The organism is Streptomyces sp. NPDC127092 (assembly GCF_042722475.1).
Classification (GTDB): domain Bacteria; phylum Actinomycetota; class Actinomycetes; order Streptomycetales; family Streptomycetaceae; genus Streptomyces.
In genome coordinates this window covers 1-18018 of the sequence record NZ_JBHXFE010000073.1, presented here as the reverse complement: position 1 = coordinate 18018, position 18018 = coordinate 1, and the positions used below count along the sequence as shown (strand labels likewise).

General features: G+C 74.6%; 18 protein-coding genes. 9 read left to right on the top strand and 9 right to left on the bottom strand.

Annotated features, from left to right (window positions below; genetic code table 11):
- Positions 1–396: LacI family DNA-binding transcriptional regulator (locus ACFWJO_RS36205; protein WP_386872246.1), on the bottom strand; the 396-nt coding region annotated here is incomplete at its 3' end.
- A 156-nt stretch (positions 397–552) separates the two neighbouring features.
- On the opposite strand from ACFWJO_RS36205, the gene ACFWJO_RS36200 reads away from it, so the two are divergent.
- Positions 553–1503: an ROK family protein gene (locus ACFWJO_RS36200; RefSeq protein WP_386872240.1), complete on the top strand. Its 951-nt coding sequence runs from the start codon at positions 553–555 to the stop codon at positions 1501–1503.
- Positions 1504–1681: 178 nt separating this feature from the next.
- Here ACFWJO_RS36200 and ACFWJO_RS36195 read toward each other — a convergent pair whose 3' ends face one another.
- Positions 1682–1876, bottom strand: coding sequence for a hypothetical protein (locus tag ACFWJO_RS36195; protein ID WP_384409678.1), 195 nt, complete (start codon positions 1874–1876; stop codon positions 1682–1684).
- A gap of 173 nt (positions 1877–2049) precedes the next feature.
- On the opposite strand from ACFWJO_RS36195, the gene ACFWJO_RS36190 reads away from it, so the two are divergent.
- Positions 2050–3090 (top strand): NUDIX domain-containing protein, encoded by a 1041-nt coding sequence (locus ACFWJO_RS36190; protein WP_386872238.1) that lies wholly within the window; start codon positions 2050–2052, stop codon positions 3088–3090.
- Positions 3091–3145: 55 nt separating this feature from the next.
- Here the strand turns inward: ACFWJO_RS36190 and ACFWJO_RS36185 are convergent, their stop codons facing one another.
- Both ACFWJO_RS36185 and ACFWJO_RS36180 read right to left on the bottom strand, forming a co-directional pair.
- Positions 3146–3865, bottom strand: a complete 720-nt coding sequence (locus tag ACFWJO_RS36185) for an MBL fold metallo-hydrolase (protein ID WP_386872236.1) — start codon at positions 3863–3865, stop codon at positions 3146–3148.
- A 100-nt stretch (positions 3866–3965) separates the two neighbouring features.
- Positions 3966–5330: a dipeptidase gene (locus ACFWJO_RS36180; protein ID WP_384409673.1), complete on the bottom strand. Its 1365-nt coding sequence runs from the start codon at positions 5328–5330 to the stop codon at positions 3966–3968.
- Between the two features lie 185 nt (positions 5331–5515).
- Here ACFWJO_RS36180 and ACFWJO_RS36175 point away from each other — a divergent pair, with 185 nt between their 5' ends.
- A complete protein-coding gene (locus ACFWJO_RS36175) occupies positions 5516–6967 on the top strand; it encodes a geranylgeranyl reductase family protein (RefSeq protein WP_386872244.1) in 1452 nt (483 codons plus the stop codon).
- A gap of 82 nt (positions 6968–7049) precedes the next feature.
- Here the strand turns inward: ACFWJO_RS36175 and ACFWJO_RS36170 are convergent, their stop codons facing one another.
- Positions 7050–7517: a nitroreductase family deazaflavin-dependent oxidoreductase gene (locus ACFWJO_RS36170; protein ID WP_386872234.1), complete on the bottom strand. Its 468-nt coding sequence runs from the start codon at positions 7515–7517 to the stop codon at positions 7050–7052.
- A gap of 407 nt (positions 7518–7924) precedes the next feature.
- Between ACFWJO_RS36170 and ACFWJO_RS36165 the strand changes: the two genes are divergently transcribed.
- Positions 7925–8629 (top strand): TetR/AcrR family transcriptional regulator, encoded by a 705-nt coding sequence (locus ACFWJO_RS36165; protein ID WP_386872232.1) that lies wholly within the window; start codon positions 7925–7927, stop codon positions 8627–8629.
- 95 nt (positions 8630–8724) lie between these two features.
- Here the strand turns inward: ACFWJO_RS36165 and ACFWJO_RS36160 are convergent, their stop codons facing one another.
- Positions 8725–10068 carry an MFS transporter gene (locus tag ACFWJO_RS36160; RefSeq protein ID WP_386872231.1) on the bottom strand — a complete coding sequence of 448 codons (1344 nt, stop codon included), beginning with the start codon at positions 10066–10068 and terminating at the stop codon, positions 8725–8727.
- On the bottom strand, positions 10065–10604 hold the full coding sequence (locus ACFWJO_RS36155; protein ID WP_386872229.1) for an ArsR/SmtB family transcription factor: 540 nt from the start codon (positions 10602–10604) through the stop codon (positions 10065–10067). The genes ACFWJO_RS36160 and ACFWJO_RS36155 overlap by 4 nt, the downstream gene beginning before the upstream one ends.
- A gap of 229 nt (positions 10605–10833) precedes the next feature.
- Here ACFWJO_RS36155 and ACFWJO_RS36150 point away from each other — a divergent pair, with 229 nt between their 5' ends.
- Positions 10834–12213 carry a histidine kinase gene (locus ACFWJO_RS36150; protein ID WP_386872227.1) on the top strand — a complete coding sequence of 460 codons (1380 nt, stop codon included), beginning with the start codon at positions 10834–10836 and terminating at the stop codon, positions 12211–12213.
- Positions 12210–12875 (top strand): response regulator, encoded by a 666-nt coding sequence (locus ACFWJO_RS36145; protein ID WP_386872223.1) that lies wholly within the window; start codon positions 12210–12212, stop codon positions 12873–12875. Before ACFWJO_RS36150 ends, ACFWJO_RS36145 begins: the two co-directional genes overlap by 4 nt.
- 38 nt (positions 12876–12913) lie before the next feature.
- Here the strand turns inward: ACFWJO_RS36145 and ACFWJO_RS36140 are convergent, their stop codons facing one another.
- Positions 12914–13657: a maleylpyruvate isomerase family mycothiol-dependent enzyme gene (locus ACFWJO_RS36140; protein WP_386872221.1), complete on the bottom strand. Its 744-nt coding sequence runs from the start codon at positions 13655–13657 to the stop codon at positions 12914–12916.
- A gap of 191 nt (positions 13658–13848) precedes the next feature.
- Positions 13849–15138: an MFS transporter gene (locus tag ACFWJO_RS36135; protein WP_386872219.1), complete on the bottom strand. Its 1290-nt coding sequence runs from the start codon at positions 15136–15138 to the stop codon at positions 13849–13851.
- Between the two features lie 202 nt (positions 15139–15340).
- Between ACFWJO_RS36135 and ACFWJO_RS36130 the strand changes: the two genes are divergently transcribed.
- Genes ACFWJO_RS36130 through cpt form a run of 3 tightly spaced genes read left to right on the top strand, consistent with a single transcriptional unit; the run spans position 15341 to position 17970 of the window.
- On the top strand, positions 15341–16573 hold the full coding sequence (locus ACFWJO_RS36130; RefSeq protein ID WP_386872217.1) for an ROK family protein: 1233 nt from the start codon (positions 15341–15343) through the stop codon (positions 16571–16573).
- Between the two features lie 11 nt (positions 16574–16584).
- On the top strand, positions 16585–17394 hold the full coding sequence (locus ACFWJO_RS36125) for an SAM-dependent methyltransferase (RefSeq protein WP_386872215.1): 810 nt from the start codon (positions 16585–16587) through the stop codon (positions 17392–17394).
- 54 nt (positions 17395–17448) lie between these two features.
- Positions 17449–17970: a chloramphenicol phosphotransferase CPT gene (gene cpt / locus ACFWJO_RS36120; RefSeq protein ID WP_386872242.1), complete on the top strand. Its 522-nt coding sequence runs from the start codon at positions 17449–17451 to the stop codon at positions 17968–17970.
- The last annotated feature ends 48 nt before the right edge of the window (positions 17971–18018 follow it).

Genomic DNA, 18018 nt, shown 5'->3' with positions numbered 1-18018 from the left:
CCCGTCGACCCGCCGCGCGCACAGCGCGAGCGCCAGCTCCTGCTCGCGGTCCGGGTCCTCGGCGCTGGAGCCGTTGATGAGCAGCGCGCCGTGCGCCCGGGCCACCTCTTCGACGGCGCGGCTGAGCGGACCGTAGAACGGGTCGGCCAGGTCCTCCAGGACCAGGCCGACCGACGCCGTGCGTCCCTTGCGCAGCACCCGGGCGCTGTCGTTGCGGCGGAAGCCGAGCGAGTCGATGGCTTCCTGGACCCGGCGCTCGGTGTCGGGCGTGACGCCCGGCTCGCCGTTGACGACCCGTGAGACGGTCTTCAGGCCGACGCCCGCCCGGGCGGCGACGTCCTTCATGGTGGGCCGATTGCCGTAACGGTGCTCGGGGCGGCGGGCGATGTCGGCCACGGTGCGCGGTTCCTCCGTCATGCGGGTGTCGGGTGCCGGCGGGCGGCGATTTCGATCTCGATCTCGTTGCTGTCGAGCATAGGGCCTGGACAACGTTGTCAGAGGTAGGAAGACTGTAGGTCACACCGACTGACCGCCCACGGAGACCCGGAGCCCATGCGCACTGACCTCGTCGTCGCCCTCGACATCGGCGGCACCAAGATCGCCGGAGCGCTGGTCGACGCCGGAGGCCGCATCCTCGTCCGGGCGCAGCGGCCCACGCCCGCGCGCGAGGACGGCGAGACCGTGATGGGTGCGGTGGCGGCCGTGCTCGACGAGCTCGGCCGCTCGCCGCTGTGGGCCTCGGCGCGTGCCGTCGGCATCGGCAGCGCGGGCCCGGTCGACGCCTCCACGGGCACGGTGAGCCCGGTCAACGTGCCCGGCTGGCGCGACTTCCCGCTGGTCGAGCGGGTGCGCCGGGCCACGGGCGGGCTGCCCGTCACCCTCGTCGGCGACGGCGTCGCCATGACCGCCGCCGAGCACTGGCAGGGCGCCGCGCGCGGCCACGACAACGCGCTGTGCCTCGTGGTCTCCACGGGCGTCGGAGGCGGCCTCGTCCTCGACGGACGGGTCCACCCCGGTCCGACCGGGAACGCCGGTCACATCGGTCACATGAGCGTGGACCTGGACGGCGAGAGCTGCGCGTGCGGCGGCCGCGGCTGCGTCGAACGGATCGCCAGCGGCCCGCACATCGCCCGCCGCGCCCTCGAGAACGGCTGGCGGCCGGGACCCGACGGCGACACCTCCGCCGCCGCGGTGGCCGCCGCGGCCCGCGCGGGCGACCCGGTCGCCGTCGCCTCCTTCGAGCGCGCCGCCCAGGCGCTGGCGGCCGGGATCGCCGCCACGGCCACCCTGGTCGAGATCGACATCGCCGTGATCGGCGGGGGAGTGGCGGGCGCGGGCGCGGTCCTCTTCGACCCGCTCCGGCGCAGCCTCCGCTCGTACGCCACGCTCTCGTTCGTGCAGGGCATCGAGGTCGTCCCCGCACTCACCGGCACGGACGCCGGCCTCCTCGGCGCGGCGGCGGCCGCGGCCCCGGAGGCGACGGCGGAACCGGCGCGGGACTGAGCGCGGGGTTGTGCGCGGGTGCGCGGGCTCGGTGCGCGGGCTCGGCGCGCGGGTGCGCGAGCCGCGCTCGGCGCCTGCGCGCGACACTGCGCGCCCCGGCGCGCGTCGGGCGCACCGGCGCACGGCCGGTGCCGGGCCGTGCGTCCGCGCGCCTGAGGCGGGGACGGCCGAGCGGGGGCTACGAACGGTGCCCCCGGCCCCGTAACGTCTCCGGGGAGCGCTGCTCCACGATCACCAGAAAGGTGTCGGACTCCAGGTCCATCACCACCCGCGCGGGCAGCCCCTCGTCGCGCCGTGCGCTCGCGAACTCCTCCGCGGGCCAGCTGCCGCGCGGTCCGCCCGCCGGAAACCGCTCCAGAACCGTACGATCCATCTCCGCACCCCCTCGTGCTCGCCGTTTCCAACGACGGCCGTTCGCGAAGTGTTACGCGCCGGGCACGTGCCCCGGTTCCCCGGCGCCCGCTCCGGAAGGGGCGCCGACGGCCGGGGGTTTCCGTGGCAGGGTGGTGCGGGCAAGCCACTGGGGGCAACCGAAGAGGGGGAATCGTGATCGTCTGGATCAACGGTGCGTTCGGCGCGGGAAAGAGCAGCACCGCGCGTGAGCTGGTCGATCTGATCCCGAACAGCACGCTGTACGACCCCGAGCTCACCGGTGGAGCCATGAACCTGCTCCTTCCGCAGAAACGTCTCGCTGAGGTGACGGACTTCCAGGACCTGCCGATCTGGCGCCGGCTCGTCGTGGACACCGCCGCCGCGCTGCTCGCCGAGGTCGGCGGGGTGCTCGTGGTGCCGATGACACTGCTGCGGCAGGAGTACCGCGACGAGATCTTCGGCGGCCTCGCCGCTCGCCGGATCGACGTGCGGCACGTCCTGCTCACCCCGGACGAAACGATCCTGCGCGACCGCATCGAAAGCCGCGTCGAGCACCCCGGCGACCCGGAGGCCGAGGCCCGCGCCCGCCGCTGGTGCCTCGACCACCTCGACCCGTACCGCGCCGCCCGCGACGGCTGGCTCGCCGCCGACGCGTACACCGTCGACAACTCCGCCCTCACCGCCGCCGAGACCGCCCGCACCGTCGCCGAGGCCGTCACCGCCGGACACGCCGCACCCTGCGGCATCGTCCAGACGCCCGAACCCACCGGCGAGACGCTGGCGGCCGGCGTGCTGCTCTTCGACGAGGACGACCGCTTCCTGCTCGTCGACCCCACGTACAAGGCCGGCTGGGAGTTCCCCGGCGGTGTCGTCGAACCCGGCGAGGCGCCCGCCCGGGCCGGCATCCGCGAGGTCGCCGAGGAGATCGGCCTCCGCCTGGAGACCGTGCCGCGCCTGCTCCTCGTCGACTGGGAACGGCCCCAGCCCCCCGGCTACGGCGGCCTCCGCCTCCTCTTCGACGGCGGCCGCCTCCACTCCGCCGACGCCGAACGCCTCCTCCTGCCCGGCGCCGAACTGCGCGCCTGGCGCTTCGTCACCGAGGAGGAAGCCGCCGACCTCCTCCCGCCCGTCCGCTACCACCGCCTCCGCTGGGCCCTCCGCGCCCGCGAACGCGGCACGGTCCTGAACCTGGAAGCGGGCGTCCCGGTGGGCTGACCGGGGCCGACGGGCCGGCCGGCCCGGAACGGGGCCGTGGATACCTCGGGGCCCGTCACCCCGCCTGCTCGGCCGCCTTGGTCAGGCGTTCCGCCGTGTCCGTCGTGACCGGTTCGCCGTGACCGCAGCACAGGACCGACGGACGCAGCTCGGCCAGTCGGCGCATCGACGCGAGGGCCTGCGCGCGGTCGACGTGGAACACGCCGAACATCACGTCCGGCATCGACGCCACCGTGTCGCCCGTGAACAGGACACCGTGGCGGGGCAGATGGAGCGCGAGCGAGCCGGGCGTGTGGCCGGGGGCGTGCACGACCACCGCGCCGTCGCCGAAGGCCAGCTCCTCGCCGTCCGCGACCTCCCGGTCCACGCGGGTCGGCGGCGCCTCCGGCACCGTCAGGCCGTGGGCGTACAGCGGGCGCTCCCAGTCCAGCAGGTCCGGCTCCGGTACGGGCAGTTCGCCGCGGATCACCGGGGCGTCCAGGGCGTGCGCCAGGATCTCGGCACCGAAGCGGTCCGCGAGCTCCTCGGCCGCGCCCACATGGTCGCGGTGGCAGTGGGTGAGCACGATCCGGCGCAGCCGGGACGGGTCGAGGCCCGCCCCGCGCAACGCCGCTCCGACCGCGTCGGCCGAGCCCGCCCAGCCGGCGTCGATCAGGGTCAGCTCCGTGTCGTTCCCCGTACCGTCACGCCACAGATAGGCCTGACCGACGGAGAACCGGAGCATCTGCAGACGCGGAGTGATCTCCACGAGTTCCACGGGGTTCGCGTAGTCCATGACCCGAACCTACGTGCCGCACCTCGAGCGCCCAACGGGTCTACGCTCTGGGCGAGTTCCGCCCAGAGCGTGACCAGGAAGGGAACCTGCGAGCCGGGGACTACGCCTTCGAGCGGGCGTAGTTGAGCAGGAAGTGCGCCTCCGCCACCGACAGCCGCTCCAGCTCCTGCGGCGACACCGACTCGTTCACCGCGTGGATCTGCGCGTCCGGCTCGCTCAGGCCGATCAGCAGGATCTCCGACTCCGGGTAGAGCGTGGCCAGCGTGTTGCACAGCGGGATCGAGCCGCCCATGCCGGCCGTCTGCATCTCCTCGCCCGGGTACGCGACCTTCATCGCCTCCGCCATCGACACGTACGCCGGGCTCGACGTGTCCGCCTGGAACGCCTGGCCCTGGCCGACCTGCTCCAGGCTCACCCGCGCGTTCCACGGCGTGTGCTTCTCGATGTGCGCGAACAGCAGCTCCGTCGCCTTCGCCGCGTCCTGGCCCGGCGGCACGCGCAGGCTGAGCTGCGCGCGGGCCGTCGCCGGGATGGACGGCGTGGCGCCCGCCACCGGGTGGCAATCGATGCCGATGACAGTCACGGCCGGCCGCGCCCAGATCCGGTCGGCGACCGTGCCGTTGCCCGGCAGGTCCACACCGTCCAGGACCTTCGCGTCCTTGCGGAAGTCGGCCTCCGGGTACTGCAGGCCCTCCCACACCGCGTCCGCCGGCAGCCCGTCGATGACCGTCGAACCGTCCTCCGCGCGCAGCGAGTCCAGGACGCGGATCATCGCCGCCAGCGCGTCCGGCGCGGCACCGCCGAACTGGCCCGAGTGCAGGTTGCCCTGCAGCGTGTCGATGGTCACCCGGATCATCGTCATGCCCCGCAGGGTCGCCGTCACGGTCGGCAGCCCGACCCGGAAGTTGCCGGCGTCGCCGATGACGATCGCGTCCGCCGTCAGCAGCTCGGGGTGCGCCTCCGCGTAACGCTCCAGACCGCCGGTGCCCTGCTCCTCCGAGCCCTCCACGATCACCTTGACGGTGACCGGCACGCCGCCGTTCGCCTTCAGGGCGCGCAGCGCGAGCAGGTGCATGATGAAGCCGCCCTTGCAGTCGGCCGCACCGCGGCCGTACCAGCGGCCGTCCTCGCGCTCCGTCAGCTGGAAGGGCGGCGTCACCCACGCCGACTCGACCAGCATCGGCTGCACGTCGTAGTGCGCGTAGAGCAGCACGGTCGGGGCGCCGGCCGGGCCCGGCAGCACGCCGTACACCGACTGCGAACCGTCCGGCGTGTCGAGCAGCGCCACGTCCTCGAAGCCCTCGGCGCGCAGCGCGTCCGCCACCCAGTTCGCTGCGGCTTCGCACTCGCTGCGCGGGGCGACGGCCTCGTCCGCTACCGACTGGAAGGCCACCAGCTCCGTCAGCTCCGCCTTGGCGCGGGGCATCAGGGATGCGACGGTCTCGGCGATCGGATTGGCGGTCATGGGCACGCTCCTGGTGGGTGCGACGTTGTGACGTTGTCGGGTCTCGGCTCGTCGCCGTGTGTCGGTGGTACGGCGAACGCATGCCCGATCCTACGGCGCGGGGCGACACGGCCGGGCCCCGCTACCGAGCCGTAGGATGCGTGAAGAGCAGCAACAACCGGTCGGATCAGGAGCAGAAGCACATCGTGAGCAGCGAGAACGCAGACGCCGGAGCGGCAGAGGCTGGAGCGGGTCCGGGGGACCCGGACGAGGGGCAGCGGGTCTGGGACGTGGTCGTCGTGGGCGCCGGTCCCGCCGGGGCCTCGGCGGCCTATGCGGCGGCCGTCGCCGGCCGCCGGGTGCTGCTCCTGGAGAAGGCCGAGCTGCCCCGCTACAAGACCTGCGGCGGCGGCATCATCGGCCCGTCGCGCGACGCGCTGCCGCCCGGCTTCGAACTGCCCCTGCAGGACCGGGTGCACGCCGTGACCTTCTCGATGGGCGGCCGCTTCGCCCGTACGCGCCGCTCCCGCCGCATGCTCTTCGGGCTCATCAACCGGCCCGAGTTCGACGCCCAGCTCGTCGAGCACGCCCAGAAGGCGGGCGCCGAGCTGCGCACCGGAGCCACCGTCAGCCGGGTCGAGCAGCACGGGCCGGCCGTGCCGGACCGCCGGACCGTGGCCGTGGTCCTGGCCGACGGCGAGACCGTCCTCGCCCGCGCCGTCGTCGGCGCCGACGGCAGCGCGAGCCGGATAGGAGCGCACGTCGGCGTCAAGCTCGGCCAGGTCGACCTCGGCCTGGAGGCCGAGATCCCGGTGCCGCCGTCCGTGGCCGAGGACTGGAAGGGCCGGGTCCTCATCGACTGGGGCCCGCTGCCCGGCAGTTACGGCTGGGTGTTCCCCAAGGGCGACACGCTGACCGTCGGCGTGATCTCGGCGCGCGGCGAGGGCGCGGCCACCAAGCGCTATCTGGAGGACTTCGTCGCCCGGCTGGGCCTCGCGGGCTTCGAGCCGGCGATCTCCTCCGGCCATCTGACCCGCTGCCGCACCGACGACTCGCCGCTCTCCCGCGGCCGGGTCCTGGTCTGCGGCGACGCGGCCGGGCTGCTCGAGCCGTGGACCCGCGAGGGCATCTCCTTCGCGCTGCGCTCGGGGCGGCTCGCCGGCGAGTGGGCGGTCCGCATCGCGGAGGCGGGCGACGCGGTGGACGCGCGCCGGCAGGCGCTCAACTACGCGTTCGCCATCAAGGCGGGGCTCGGCGTCGAGATGGCCGTCGGGCGCCGGATGCTCGCGGCGTTCGAGCGCCGCCCGGGACTGCTGCACGCGGCGATCACCGGCGTACGGCCGGCCTGGAAGGCCTTCACCGACATCACGCGCGGTGCGACGACGCTGGCCGGCCTGGTCCGGGGCAACGGCGTCGCGCGCCGGGCGCTCGACCTGCTGGACCGCTCGATGGACACGTCGGTCGGCGTGGGCCCGGCGGGCCGGGGCGTCGCGCCCCAGAGGGCCGGGGCCGACGGGGCGGACGGCGCTGTCGGGGCTGACGGGGCTGACGGGGCTGACAGGGTCGATGGAGGCGCGGAGGGTGGCGGCGCCGGCCGCGGTGACGGCGGCGGTGACGGCGGCGGTGAGGCGCCGGAGGCGCGGGCGACGGAATCCTGATGAGCGACGCCTCCTCGGGGAGGCGTTGTCTGAGGGATCACTGCTACGAGGGCGGTGCGGACCATGGCGGTCCGCACCGCTCTCACGCGTCGGTGGCCGTGATGCGGAAGACGGGGTGGCGGGGCGCGATGGCGCGCAGCTCCTCGTCCGTGGAGTCCGGTCCTACGCCCTGGAAGAAGACGCCCACCTCGGCCTTCCAGCGCTTGAGGTAGGCCCGCAGCAGGGCGGGCTTCTCGTCGTCGGCGACCTCGACGGCCGTGAACGGCTGCACGTGCCGGCCGAGGTGCAGTTCGCCGCCGCTGGCCGCCCGCATGTTGTGGGTCCACTGGACGTGGCCGCGCGGAGCCACCAGGTACTGGGACCCGTCCAGCGTCAGCAGGTTGACCGGGGTGCGGCGCCACTCGCCGCTCTTGCGGCCCCGTACGGCGAGGACGCGGGAGCCCCAGACACTGACGCCGCGGCGGGTCAACCAGGTGACGAAGCGGTTCATGACGTTGACCGTGAACCAGCCGGGCTTGATGACGTGTGCGGTGGGGCGCTGGGCGGTCATGGAGGCCTCCGGTGAGTGTGAGCGAGTGTGTGAGCGCCGATCCGATCCGTGATCGTCGCTGTGAAGGGTGAGCGCCGCTCTCGGGTGCGATCGGGCCCGAAAGCGCCGCAGGCGATGCGCTCTTTAAGCACGAGCAGCGCCCTGAAGCGAGAGCAGCGCCCTGAAGCGAGAGCAGCGCCTTGAAGCACGAGCAGCGCCCTAGAGCGTGAGCAACGCCTTGAACACGAGCAGCGCCTTGAAGCGTGAGCAATGCTCTCCAGTGTGATCAATGCTCTGGAACGTGAGCGGCGATCCGAAGTGCGAGCGCCGCTCTCGTTCTGGAACCAGTGTGCACGGATCGGCGCTCACAAGCAAGAGCAGTGCTCTCGTTTCGGTGCAGTGCTCCGAAACATGGCACACTGCTCTCCATGACCACCGCCCAAGGAGCACGCGCCCGCGCCCGGATCGAGATCACCGCCGCCATCAAGGACGAGGCCCGCCGACAGCTCGCCGCCGAAGGTGCCGCCAAGCTCTCGCTGCGCGCCGCCGCCCGCGAGCTGGGCATGGTCTCCTCCGCGCTCTACCGCTACTTCCCCAGTCGCGACGACCTGCTGACCGCGCTGATCATCGACGCGTACGACTCCGTGGGCGCCGCCGCCGAACGCGCCCACGCCACGGCCGAGGCCGCCGCGCCCGGCGACCACCTCGCCCACTGGACCGCCGTCTGCCGCGCCGTCCGCGCCTGGGCGGTCGACCATCCCCACGAGTACGCGCTCATCTACGGCTCCCCGGTGCCGGGCTACACCGCGCCGCAGGACACCATCGCCCCCGCCTCCCGGGTCGGCCTGCTCCTCGTCTCCGTCGCCCGCGCCGCCTACCGCGGCAAGGGCGTCGCTCTGCCACCCTTGCCGGACGCGCTGCGCGCCGAGGCGGAGCGGCTCGCCGCCGACATCGCGCCGGATCTGCCGCCGCCGCTGGCCGCCGCCCTCGTGTCCGCCTGGGCCGAGCTGTTCGGGCTGATCTCCTTCGAGATCTTCGGGCAGTTCAACAACATCGTCGGGGACCGCGCCGCCTTCTTCGCGACCGCCGCCGAACGCCTCGGCCGCGAGGTCGGCCTGCTCCCGCGGCCCTGACGCACCTGCTCGCCCTGGTCGACCCGGTTGACGACACCTGCCGGCGCCTGATGAACCGGCAGCTCACCCCTGTTGTGACGCCTTCGCGGCAGGCGTCACCGCAAGTCGGGTGCGCTCTCCTGGGAAGGATCCTTGGCCGCCGGGTCATCCGGACCGCCGGCCGGACCGCCGGGCGGACCGCCGGCCGGACCGCCGGGCGGACCGCCGGTCGCCCCGGCGGCACGCAGCGCCGCTTCGACCCGGCGGTTGCTGGTCATGGACGCGGTGACGGCCGTCATCGCCAGGAGCAGGACGGCGGCGGCGTAGAGCGGGGTGCGGATGTCGTAGGCGGTGGCCAGCCAGCCGCCGAGGAAGGCCCCGACGGGGGCGGCGCACATGGCCAGCATGCGGGAGGTGGAGGCGACCCGGCCCATCAGGTGGGCGGGGACGACGGCCTGTCGGAGGGAGGGCGCGAGCACCATCGTGGCACCCATGCCGGCCCCGCAGACGGCGAGCGCCAGCCCGGCCACGTACGGGTTCGGGGCAGTGGCCAGGCCCAGGATGGCAAGCCCTTCGACGGCGGCCGTGCAGGTCAGTGCGGTGCCGGTGCCGAGTCGCCGACCGAGGAAGGAGGCGATGCCCGCACCGAGCAGACCGCCGGTGGCCTCCGCCGTGAGGAGCAGGCCGAAGCCGTAGGTGTCGATGCCGAGGCGGTCGTGCGCGAAGAGGGCGAGGACGGTCTCCACGGCGAGGAAGGCGATGTTCCCGACCGCCGGTCGGAGCGCGAGCCCGAGCAGCAACCGATCCCGGAAGACGTACGAGGCCCCGGCCCGCGCCTGCCGAAGCAGCCCTTCGCGGACCTCCGGCACGGGCCGGGGCATGGCGGGCAGCGTACGTACGAGCAGTGCGGAGAGCATGAACGAGACCGCGTCGGCGAGCAGCGGAACCGCCCGCCCGAGCGCGAGCAGGGCACTGCCCGCAGGCGGCCCCGCGAAGCCGGACATGGCGGTCTGGGCGCTGCGCAGGCGGGAGTTGGCGCGCTCCAGGAGTGCGGGGTCGCGGCCGACCAGATCCGGTAGATAGGCCGTGGCGGCCGTGTCGAAGAAGAGCCCGCCGAGGCCCAGGAGGAAGGCGACGGCCGCGAGCAGCGGAATGCTCAGCACGTCGAGCGCGGCCGCCACCGCGGGTATCGCGAGCAGCACCGCACGCGCCGCGTCCGTGACCCACATCGTGCGCCGGCGGTCCCAGCGGTCCACCAGCGCACCGCCGAGCACTCCGAAGAGGAGCCATGGCAGCGTTCCGGCGGCCGTGACGACGGCGAGCGCCATCGGATTCCGCGTCAACGTCAGCGCGAGCAGCGGCAGCGCGGCATGCGACACCCCGTCACCGAGCGAGGAGATCGTCTGCGCGGTCCACAGCCGTCCGAACCCCGTCGGCAGCTTCCGAAGGTCTGAGGTCACTTGGCCTCCCCTTCGGCCTGCTCGCGCCTTGCCGGGTGGAACAGTGCGAAGACGAGGGACGCGTCCGGCAGTGACGGATCGGACAACTCCCGGTACTCGTCCGCCAGCGCCCGCAGCCGCGCCCCCAGCTCCGCGAACTGCTCCTCGGTGAGCCGCAGATGCGCCATCCCCACGTGCCGCTCGCCGTCCGCGGGCGCTGCCTCCAGGTCCGCCACCGCATGCCGCATCAGCACGTCCGGGCCTCCCTCGCCGGGATCGGGCAGCACGATCGCCCGCGCGGCCATCGCGTAGTACCGCTCGGTGACCCCCCGGACCTTTCGCGTCCGTACCACCTTCACCAGGCCGGCCCGCTCCAGCAGCCGCACGTGGTAGCTGGAACTCCCCTTCGCCAGGCCCACCCGCTCGGCGATCTGCGTGATCGTCGCCGGCTCGAAGCGGAGCACGGCCATGATCCGGTGACGCGTGAGATTGGAAACGGCGCGTAGCTGCTCGTCAGTGGTGACGTGGAACGTCTCGGGAAGATCATCGGTAGGCATGCGAGCAATGGTCAACAACTCTTGACCATTGCGCAAGGGGATTTCGCGCGGACTTCCGGAATCGCGCGCGGACGGGAAGGGCGCGGACGGGAAGGACGCGGACGGGAAGGGTGCGGATGGGAAGGCGCGCCACCTTCCCTCCCGCCGGCGCCCGTACTCCCCGTGGAGTACGGGTGACCACCCCGCCCGGCTGACGCAGCCGGGCCCCGGCCGCGTCTAGCGTGGCCGCATGGACGAAGAGCCGACCAGCACACCGGCCCCCGGCGGCGACGGGCCACCGGACCGCCGGAGCCCGCGGCCGGGCGGTCCCTGGCGCGGCGGTCCTCGGCGCGGCGGTCCTTGGCGAGGCGGTCTCCGGCCGGGCGGAGCCCGGTCCCGCGGTCCCTGGCACGGCGGCCCCCGGCCGGGCGGGCCTCGGTCCGGCGGGCCCTGGTACAGCGGTCGGCCCCGCTGGGCCGGGGGTGACTCCGGTGGCGGGCTGCCGTGGCGGTCCACCCTGCTCGTCACCGTCCTCGTCCTCGTCGGCTCCGGTTTCGCCGCCCGCAACCAGCCTGACCGCGTCGCCCTCGACGGCCTCGGCCGCGCCCTGCTCGTGCTCGCCGCCGCGCCGCTGCTCCTGCGTCACCGCCACCCGGTCCCCGTCGTCCTCGGCGTGTCCGCGGTGACCCTGGCGTATCTGGCCGCCGGCTACCCGTACGGCCCGGCGTTCGTGCCCGTCGCCGTCGCCTGCTTCGCCGCCGTCGTGCACGGGCACCGGCGGGCCGCCTGGTGGGCCCTCGGACTGCTCTGGGCCGGACACCTGCTCCTCGTCCACTGGCTCTACCGCCATCTGCCGCCGCCCGCGGACGGCGCCGCGCCCTGGGGCCAGGAACTCCCGGTCGCCGCCTTCGTCGCGGCGATCCTCGCCGCCTCCGAACTCGCCCGGGTCCGCCGCGAGCAGTGGGCCAGGAAACGCGCCGAGCGGGCCGCCGCCGAGCGGCGCAGGGCCGACGAGGAGCGGCTTCGGATCGCCCGCGAACTCCACGACGTCCTCGCCCACTCCCTCTCCGTGATCAACGTCCAGGCCGGTGTCGGCCTGGCCCTGCTCGACTCGGACCCGGGCCAGGCCCGCACCGCCCTCACCACCATCAAGTCGGCCAGCAAGGAGGCCCTCGGCGAGGTGCGGCAGGTGCTCGACACGCTCCGCGCGCCCGGCGACGCGCCCCGCGCGCCCGCGCCCGGTCTCGACCGGCTCCCCGAGCTCGTCGACCAGGCCGCCGCGGCCGGCCTCACCGTACGGACCGAGATCCGTGGACGGAGCAGACGGCTGCCGCCCGGTGCCGAGCTCGCCGCGTTCCGGATCGTGCAGGAGGCGCTGACCAACGTGGTGCGTCACTCGGGTTCGCGGGCGGCCACCGTCGTCCTCGACTACGGCTCCGGCGTCCTCGACCTGCGGATCGACGACGAAGGCCCGGCCACCGGCGGCGACGCCGGAGGCAGCGGCAACGGCCTCGCCGGAATGCGGGAGCGGGCAGCGGCGCTCGGTGGCACCATCGAGGCGGGCGCCCGGCCGGACGGCGGTTTCCGGGTGCGCGCCCATCTCCCCGTACGTTCCGAGGAGTCACCGTGATCCGTGTCCTGCTCGCCGACGACCAGTCGCTGGTACGGGCCGGCTTCCGCGCGCTCCTGGACGCCCAGCCCGACGTCGAGGTGGCGGGCGAGGCGGCGGACGGCGCGGAGGCGGTGGCGCGGGTGCGCGAACTGCGCCCGGACGTCGTCCTGATGGACATCCGGATGCCGGTGCTCGACGGGCTCGCCGCCACCCGCGAGATCACCGGTGACCCGGAGCTGGGCGCGGTCAAGGTGGTGATGCTGACCACGTTCGAGCTCGACGAGTACGTCTTCGAGGCCATCCGCTCCGGAGCCTCCGGCTTCCTGGTGAAGGACACCGAGCCCGAGGAACTGCTGCGCGCCGTGCGCGCGGTGACGGACGGAGACGCGCTGCTCTCGCCCGGCGTGACCCGGCGGCTGATCGAGGAGTTCGCTGCCCGCTCCAAGGCGCCCGCGCGGGCCACGGAGCTCGACGAACTCACCGAGCGGGAACGCGAGGTGATGGCGCTGGTGGGCCTCGGCCTGTCCAACGAGGAGATCGCCCGGCGTCTGGTGGTCAGCCCGCTCACCGCCAAGACCCACGTGAGCCGCACCATGGTGAAGCTCGGCGCCCGCGACCGGGCCCAACTCGTCGTCCTCGCCTACGAGTCGGGCCTGGTCCGGCCGGGCTGGCTGGGCTGAGGCCGGCGGGGCCGCGTCCTGAGCCCCCGTGGCGTCTGCTACACGGCCGAGTTCTCCCGCCACAGCCGGGCGAGCGACGCGTCGCCCGTCACGGTCACGGACTCCTGCGGCAGCCGGTTCCACAGCGTCAGATAGAGCCGGTCGGCAGGCCCGCTCAGTTCGCAGTCGGCCGGGCCGTCCGCGTTCCGTACGGTCTGCGGGGCCTCCGGGGACAGCCGTACGGTCCACACGTCACCGGTGTCGGTGGCGCGGATCCGCAGGACGCGCGGTTCCTCGGTGCGGACCCGGCTGCGGTCACGGGCGTGGAAGGAGCGCAGCAGCTCGTCCACGCCGTCGGCGGCGAGTGCCGGGTCGACGGGGCCGGGGCCGGCGGCGAGCGCCGACTCGGCGTCCGCCCGGTGCACGGTCGTCTCGTGTGCCTGGCGCCGCGCCCAGAAGGCGAGCGGTGACGGGGCGGGCATGAAGGTCCAGCACTCCAGAGCGCCGGGCGCCTCCCGGAGGGCCTCGACGAGCCGGGCGTGGCCCTCGCGGGTGTACGAGAGGAGCGCGTCGCCGTCGAGATCGGTCTCGCCGCTCATCGGGCGCGGCGCGGCGTGGCCCTCGGCGACGAACCCGGTGGCCCAGCGGTGGACCGTCGTGGTGTGCCGCAGCAGGTCGCGCACCCGCCAGCCCGGGCAGGTCGCGACCTCAGCGTCGGGCCCGGCCGCCGCGGCGGCTTCCAGGAGTGCCTTGCCCGCCGTGTCGAGCGCGTCGATGTGCGTGTCGATGCTCAGGGTGTCCATGCCGCGGATTATGTCGCCCGGGCGCGGGACTTCGGGCGGATTTTCCGGACGGCCCTCCGCGACCGCCGGGACCTCCGCGCCCGCCGGGACCGCCGCGACCCCCTGGGCTCAGCGACCCCCGTAGGCTCAGCGACCTCCGCGTCCTCCGAGACCTCTGAGGCCTCCGAGACCTCCGCGGCCTCGACTTCCTCCTACGTGGTCCGCGCGGGATCGCCCGCCCTGTTGCCGCGCGTCGCGAGGCCCATCGCGGCGGCCCCGGCGGCGAGCACCGCGACCGTGGTGAGGGCGACCGGCAGCGAGAACCAGTCGGCCAGGAAACCGATGGACGGCGGCCCGAGCAGCATGCCGCCATAGCCGAGGGTGGAGGCGGTGGCGACGCCGCTCGGCCCAGCGACGGCGCCGGCGCGGGCCACGGCGACCGGGAAGATGTTGGCGAGGCCGAGGCCGGTGACCGCGAAGCCCAGCAGGGCCGCCCAGACGGTCGGCGCGAGCGCCCCGAGCAGCATGCCCGCGGCGGCGGTGAGCCCGCCCGCGACCAGGGTGCGGGTCTGGCCGAGGCGTTCGAGCAGGGCGGTTCCGGAGAGCCGGCCGGCGGTCATGGTGAGGGCGAAGAGCGAGTAGCCGGCGGCGGCCACGCCGGGGTGCGCGTGCAGGTCCTGCGCCAGGTGCAGGGCGCCCCAGTCGGCCAGCGCGCCCTCGCCGTACGCGGTGCACAGCGCGATCACACCGAAGACGAGGACGGTTCCACGCGCCCCCGACCGCGCTCCGCCGGATCGTGCCTGACCGGACCGCGCCCCGCCAGACCGCGCCTCGCCGGACCGCGCCCCGCCGGCCGGCCTCGTCGGAAGCGACTCGGGCGGTGCGGGGGAGGGGTGGCGCAGGAGTACGGGGCCGGCGACCGCCGTGAGGACGAGGCCGGCAGCGGTGAGGCAGAGCAGGTGCGCGGTGGGGGAGAGCCCGGCGGCGACGAGGCCGCCGAGTCCGGCGCCCAGCATGCCGCCGAGGCTGAAGGCGGCGTGGAAGCTCGGCATCACGGGCCTGCGGAGCGCGGCCACGAGGTCGACGGCCGCGCTGTTCATGGCGACGTTGATGCCGCCGTACGCCGCGCCGAAGACCAGCAGGACCAGGCCGAGGGCGAGCGGCGAGCGGGTGAGCGGCGGCAGCGCGAGCGAGAGCGAGAGCAGGACGGCGGTGGCGACGGTGACGGCGTGGCTGCCGTAGCGGCGGCACAGGCGTCCGGTGAGCGTCATGGTGACGACGGCTCCGGCGGAAACGCCGAGCAGCGCGAGTCCGAGGTCACCGGCGGACGCGCCGGTCTGCTGCTTGATGGCCGGGATGCGGACCACCCAGCCGGCGAAGAGGAAGCCGTCCAGGGCGAAGAAGAGGGTCAGGGCGACGCGGAGGCGGGTCAGGGAGAGGGAGGCGGTGTCTCCGCCGGGTCCCCCCGATACGGCCGTCCGTACTTTGTTTAGTAGCGGCACAAACTCAGGATAGGGGCCTCCGCCCGACGGATTCAACCCGTCGGTCCGGCACGCCCCCGGTACTGCGCGACGGCGGGCCGCGGGAAGAAGCGGGAAGAAGCGGGGAAGAAGAGGCCTTCGAGCCGGTCGGCGGATCGGGCCGGAAAGGCCCGAAGACGGAGGCGGGCGCCCCGGGGCGGGCGATCATGGGAGACTCGGGCCCATGAACGGCAAGGCGACGACGACCCGGACTCGGCTGGACAGGGGGCGCAGCGCGCTCGGACCCGCGCTCGAACTCGTGCACACGGGCCGGGCCCCGACGCGCGCCGTGCTCACCGCGGAACTCGGCGTCACCCGGGCCACCGCCGGCGCCGTCGCCGCCGAGCTCGAGGCCCTCGGCCTCATCCGGGTCGACTCCAACCCCGGAGCCGCCGCGGGCTCCCAGGGCCGCCCCTCGCACCGCCTCGCCATCGACGAGAAGGGCCCCGTCGCCCTCGCCGCCCAGGTCCACGCCGACGGCTTCCGCGCCGCCCTCGTCGGCCTCGGCGGCACCATCGAGGCCACCGCCCCCGGCTGCGTCACGGTCTCCGAGGACCCGGCCCAGGTGCTCGGCGCGGTCGTCGAGGCCGGGGCCGCGCTGCTCCGCGCCAGCGGGCGCCGCTGCGTCGGCGCCGGGCTCGCCGCGCCGTCCGCCGTCGCCGAGCCCGAGGGCACCGCCCTCAACCCGCTCCACCTCGCGTGGCCGGCCGGCGCGCCGGTCCGCGAGATCTTCGCCGAACAGGTCCGCGCCGCCGGCATCGAGGGTCCCGCCTTCACCGGCAACGACGTCAACCTGGCGGCCCTCGCCGAGCACCGCCACGGCGCCGGGCGCGGCGCCCGGGACCTGCTCTGCGTCGCCACCGGGCACCGGGGCGTCGGCGGCGCGCTCGTCCTCGACGGCCGCCTGCACACCGGGAGTTCGGGGCTCGCCCTGGAGGTCGGCCACCTCACCGTCAACCCCGAGGGTCGCCCCTGTCACTGCGGTTCGCGCGGCTGCCTCGACGTCGAGACCGACCCGCTCGCCTTCCTCACCGTCGCGGGCCGCGCGCCTGGACCCGAGGTCTCCCTCCTCCAGCAGGCCCGCGACCTGCTCCGCGACCACCGCGACGACCCCGGGGTCCGCGCCGCCACCGAGGAGCTGATCGACCGGCTCGGCCTGGGCCTCGCCGGACTGGTCAACATCCTCAACCCCGACCGGATCATCCTCGGCGGCCTCCACCGCGAACTCCTCGACGCCGATCCCGTACGGCTCCGCGCCGTCGTCGCCGACCGCAGCCTGTGGGGCCGCAGCGGCGGCGTGCCGATCCTGCCGTGCACCCTCGACCACAACAGCCTGGTCGGTGCCGCCGAACTCGCCTGGCAGCCGGTCCTCGACGATCCCCTTAAAGCGCTGGGCGGCCCGGCCGACTCCGAGTAGGGTCGCGGTCCATGACCGAACCCAAGATCGATTCCGTGAACACCCCGTCCCCGGCCGGCGCGGACGCCTCCGCTCCGCCGGCGCTCGGCACCGGCCTCACCTTCCACGGCCCGCTCTCCGAGGACCGCGCCGCCCGCATGATCGGCCGCCTCGCCGCCGCCTCGCCGGCCACCGTCCTCGACATCGGCTGCGGCTGGGGCGAGTTGCTGCTGCGCGTCCTCGACGCCGCCCCCGAGGCCAAGGGGCTCGGCATCGACATCAACGGCGCCGACCTCGCGCTCGGCCGCCGCCTCGCCGCCGAGCGCGGTCTCGCCGACCGCGTCGAGTACGTCGAGGAGTCCGGGTTCGGCACGACCCGCGGCCCCGCCGACGCCGTGCTCTGCCTCGGTTCCGGCCAGGCGCTGTGCGACCCCGAGGGGCCGTACGACCCGGCCGTCGTGCTCCGCGAACTGCGCCGCCTGGTACGGCCCGGAGGACGCGTCGTGCTCGGCGAGGGCTTCTGGCAGCGCGTTCCCACCGACGCCGACCTCGCCCGGATGTGGCCCGGCGCCGGCGTCGACGACCACACCACGCTCGACGGCCTCGTCGACCTCGCGATCGAGGCGGGTTTCCGCCCGGCCTGGATCGAGACGGCGAGCCCCGAGGAGTGGGAGGAGTTCGAGTCCGGCTACCGGCACGCCACCGAGGTCTGGCTCGCCGCCCACCCGGACCACCCGCTCGCCGCGGAGACCCGCGCCCGGGTCGACCGCCAGCGCGGGCAGTGGCTCGGCTACCGCTCCGTCCTCGGCATCGCCTATCTGACGCTGGTGCCGGTCGGCTGAAATCCGCTGGGCCCCGCTCCTCGTGCGCCCTAGGGTGACGCCGTGACGACCCAGATGATCATTCTCAACGGCGGTTCCAGCTCCGGGAAGTCCCGGATGGCCCGTTGCCTCCAGGACGTCCTGCCCGGCCACTGGCTGGCCTTCAGCGTCGACGACTTCGTCGACGCACTGCCGGAAAAGCTGCAGGGCGCGGAGGGCGGGATCGAGTTCGCCGAGGACGGCGGTGTGAGCGTCGGGGCGGAGTTCCGGACCCTCGAGAAGGCCTGGACGGCGGGCGTCGTGGCGATGGTCCGGGCGGGCGCCCGGATCGTCGTCGACGACGTCTTCCTCGGCGGCGCCGCCTCCCAGGAACGCTGGCGCGAGGCCACCGCCGGCCTGGACGTGCTCTGGGTCGGCGTCCGCTGCGACGCCGAGGTCGCCGCCGCCCGCGAGGCCGCCCGCGGCGACCGCACCCCCGGCATGGCCGCCCAGCAGGCGGACCTGGTCCACGAGGGCGTGACCTACGACCTGGAGGTCGACAGCTCGCACGCCGAGTCCGTCGACTGCGCCCGGGCCGTCGCCGCGCGCGTCGGCTGACCGGTGCCCGCCGGGCACCGCGGCCGACGGCGCGCGACAGCCGGGCGC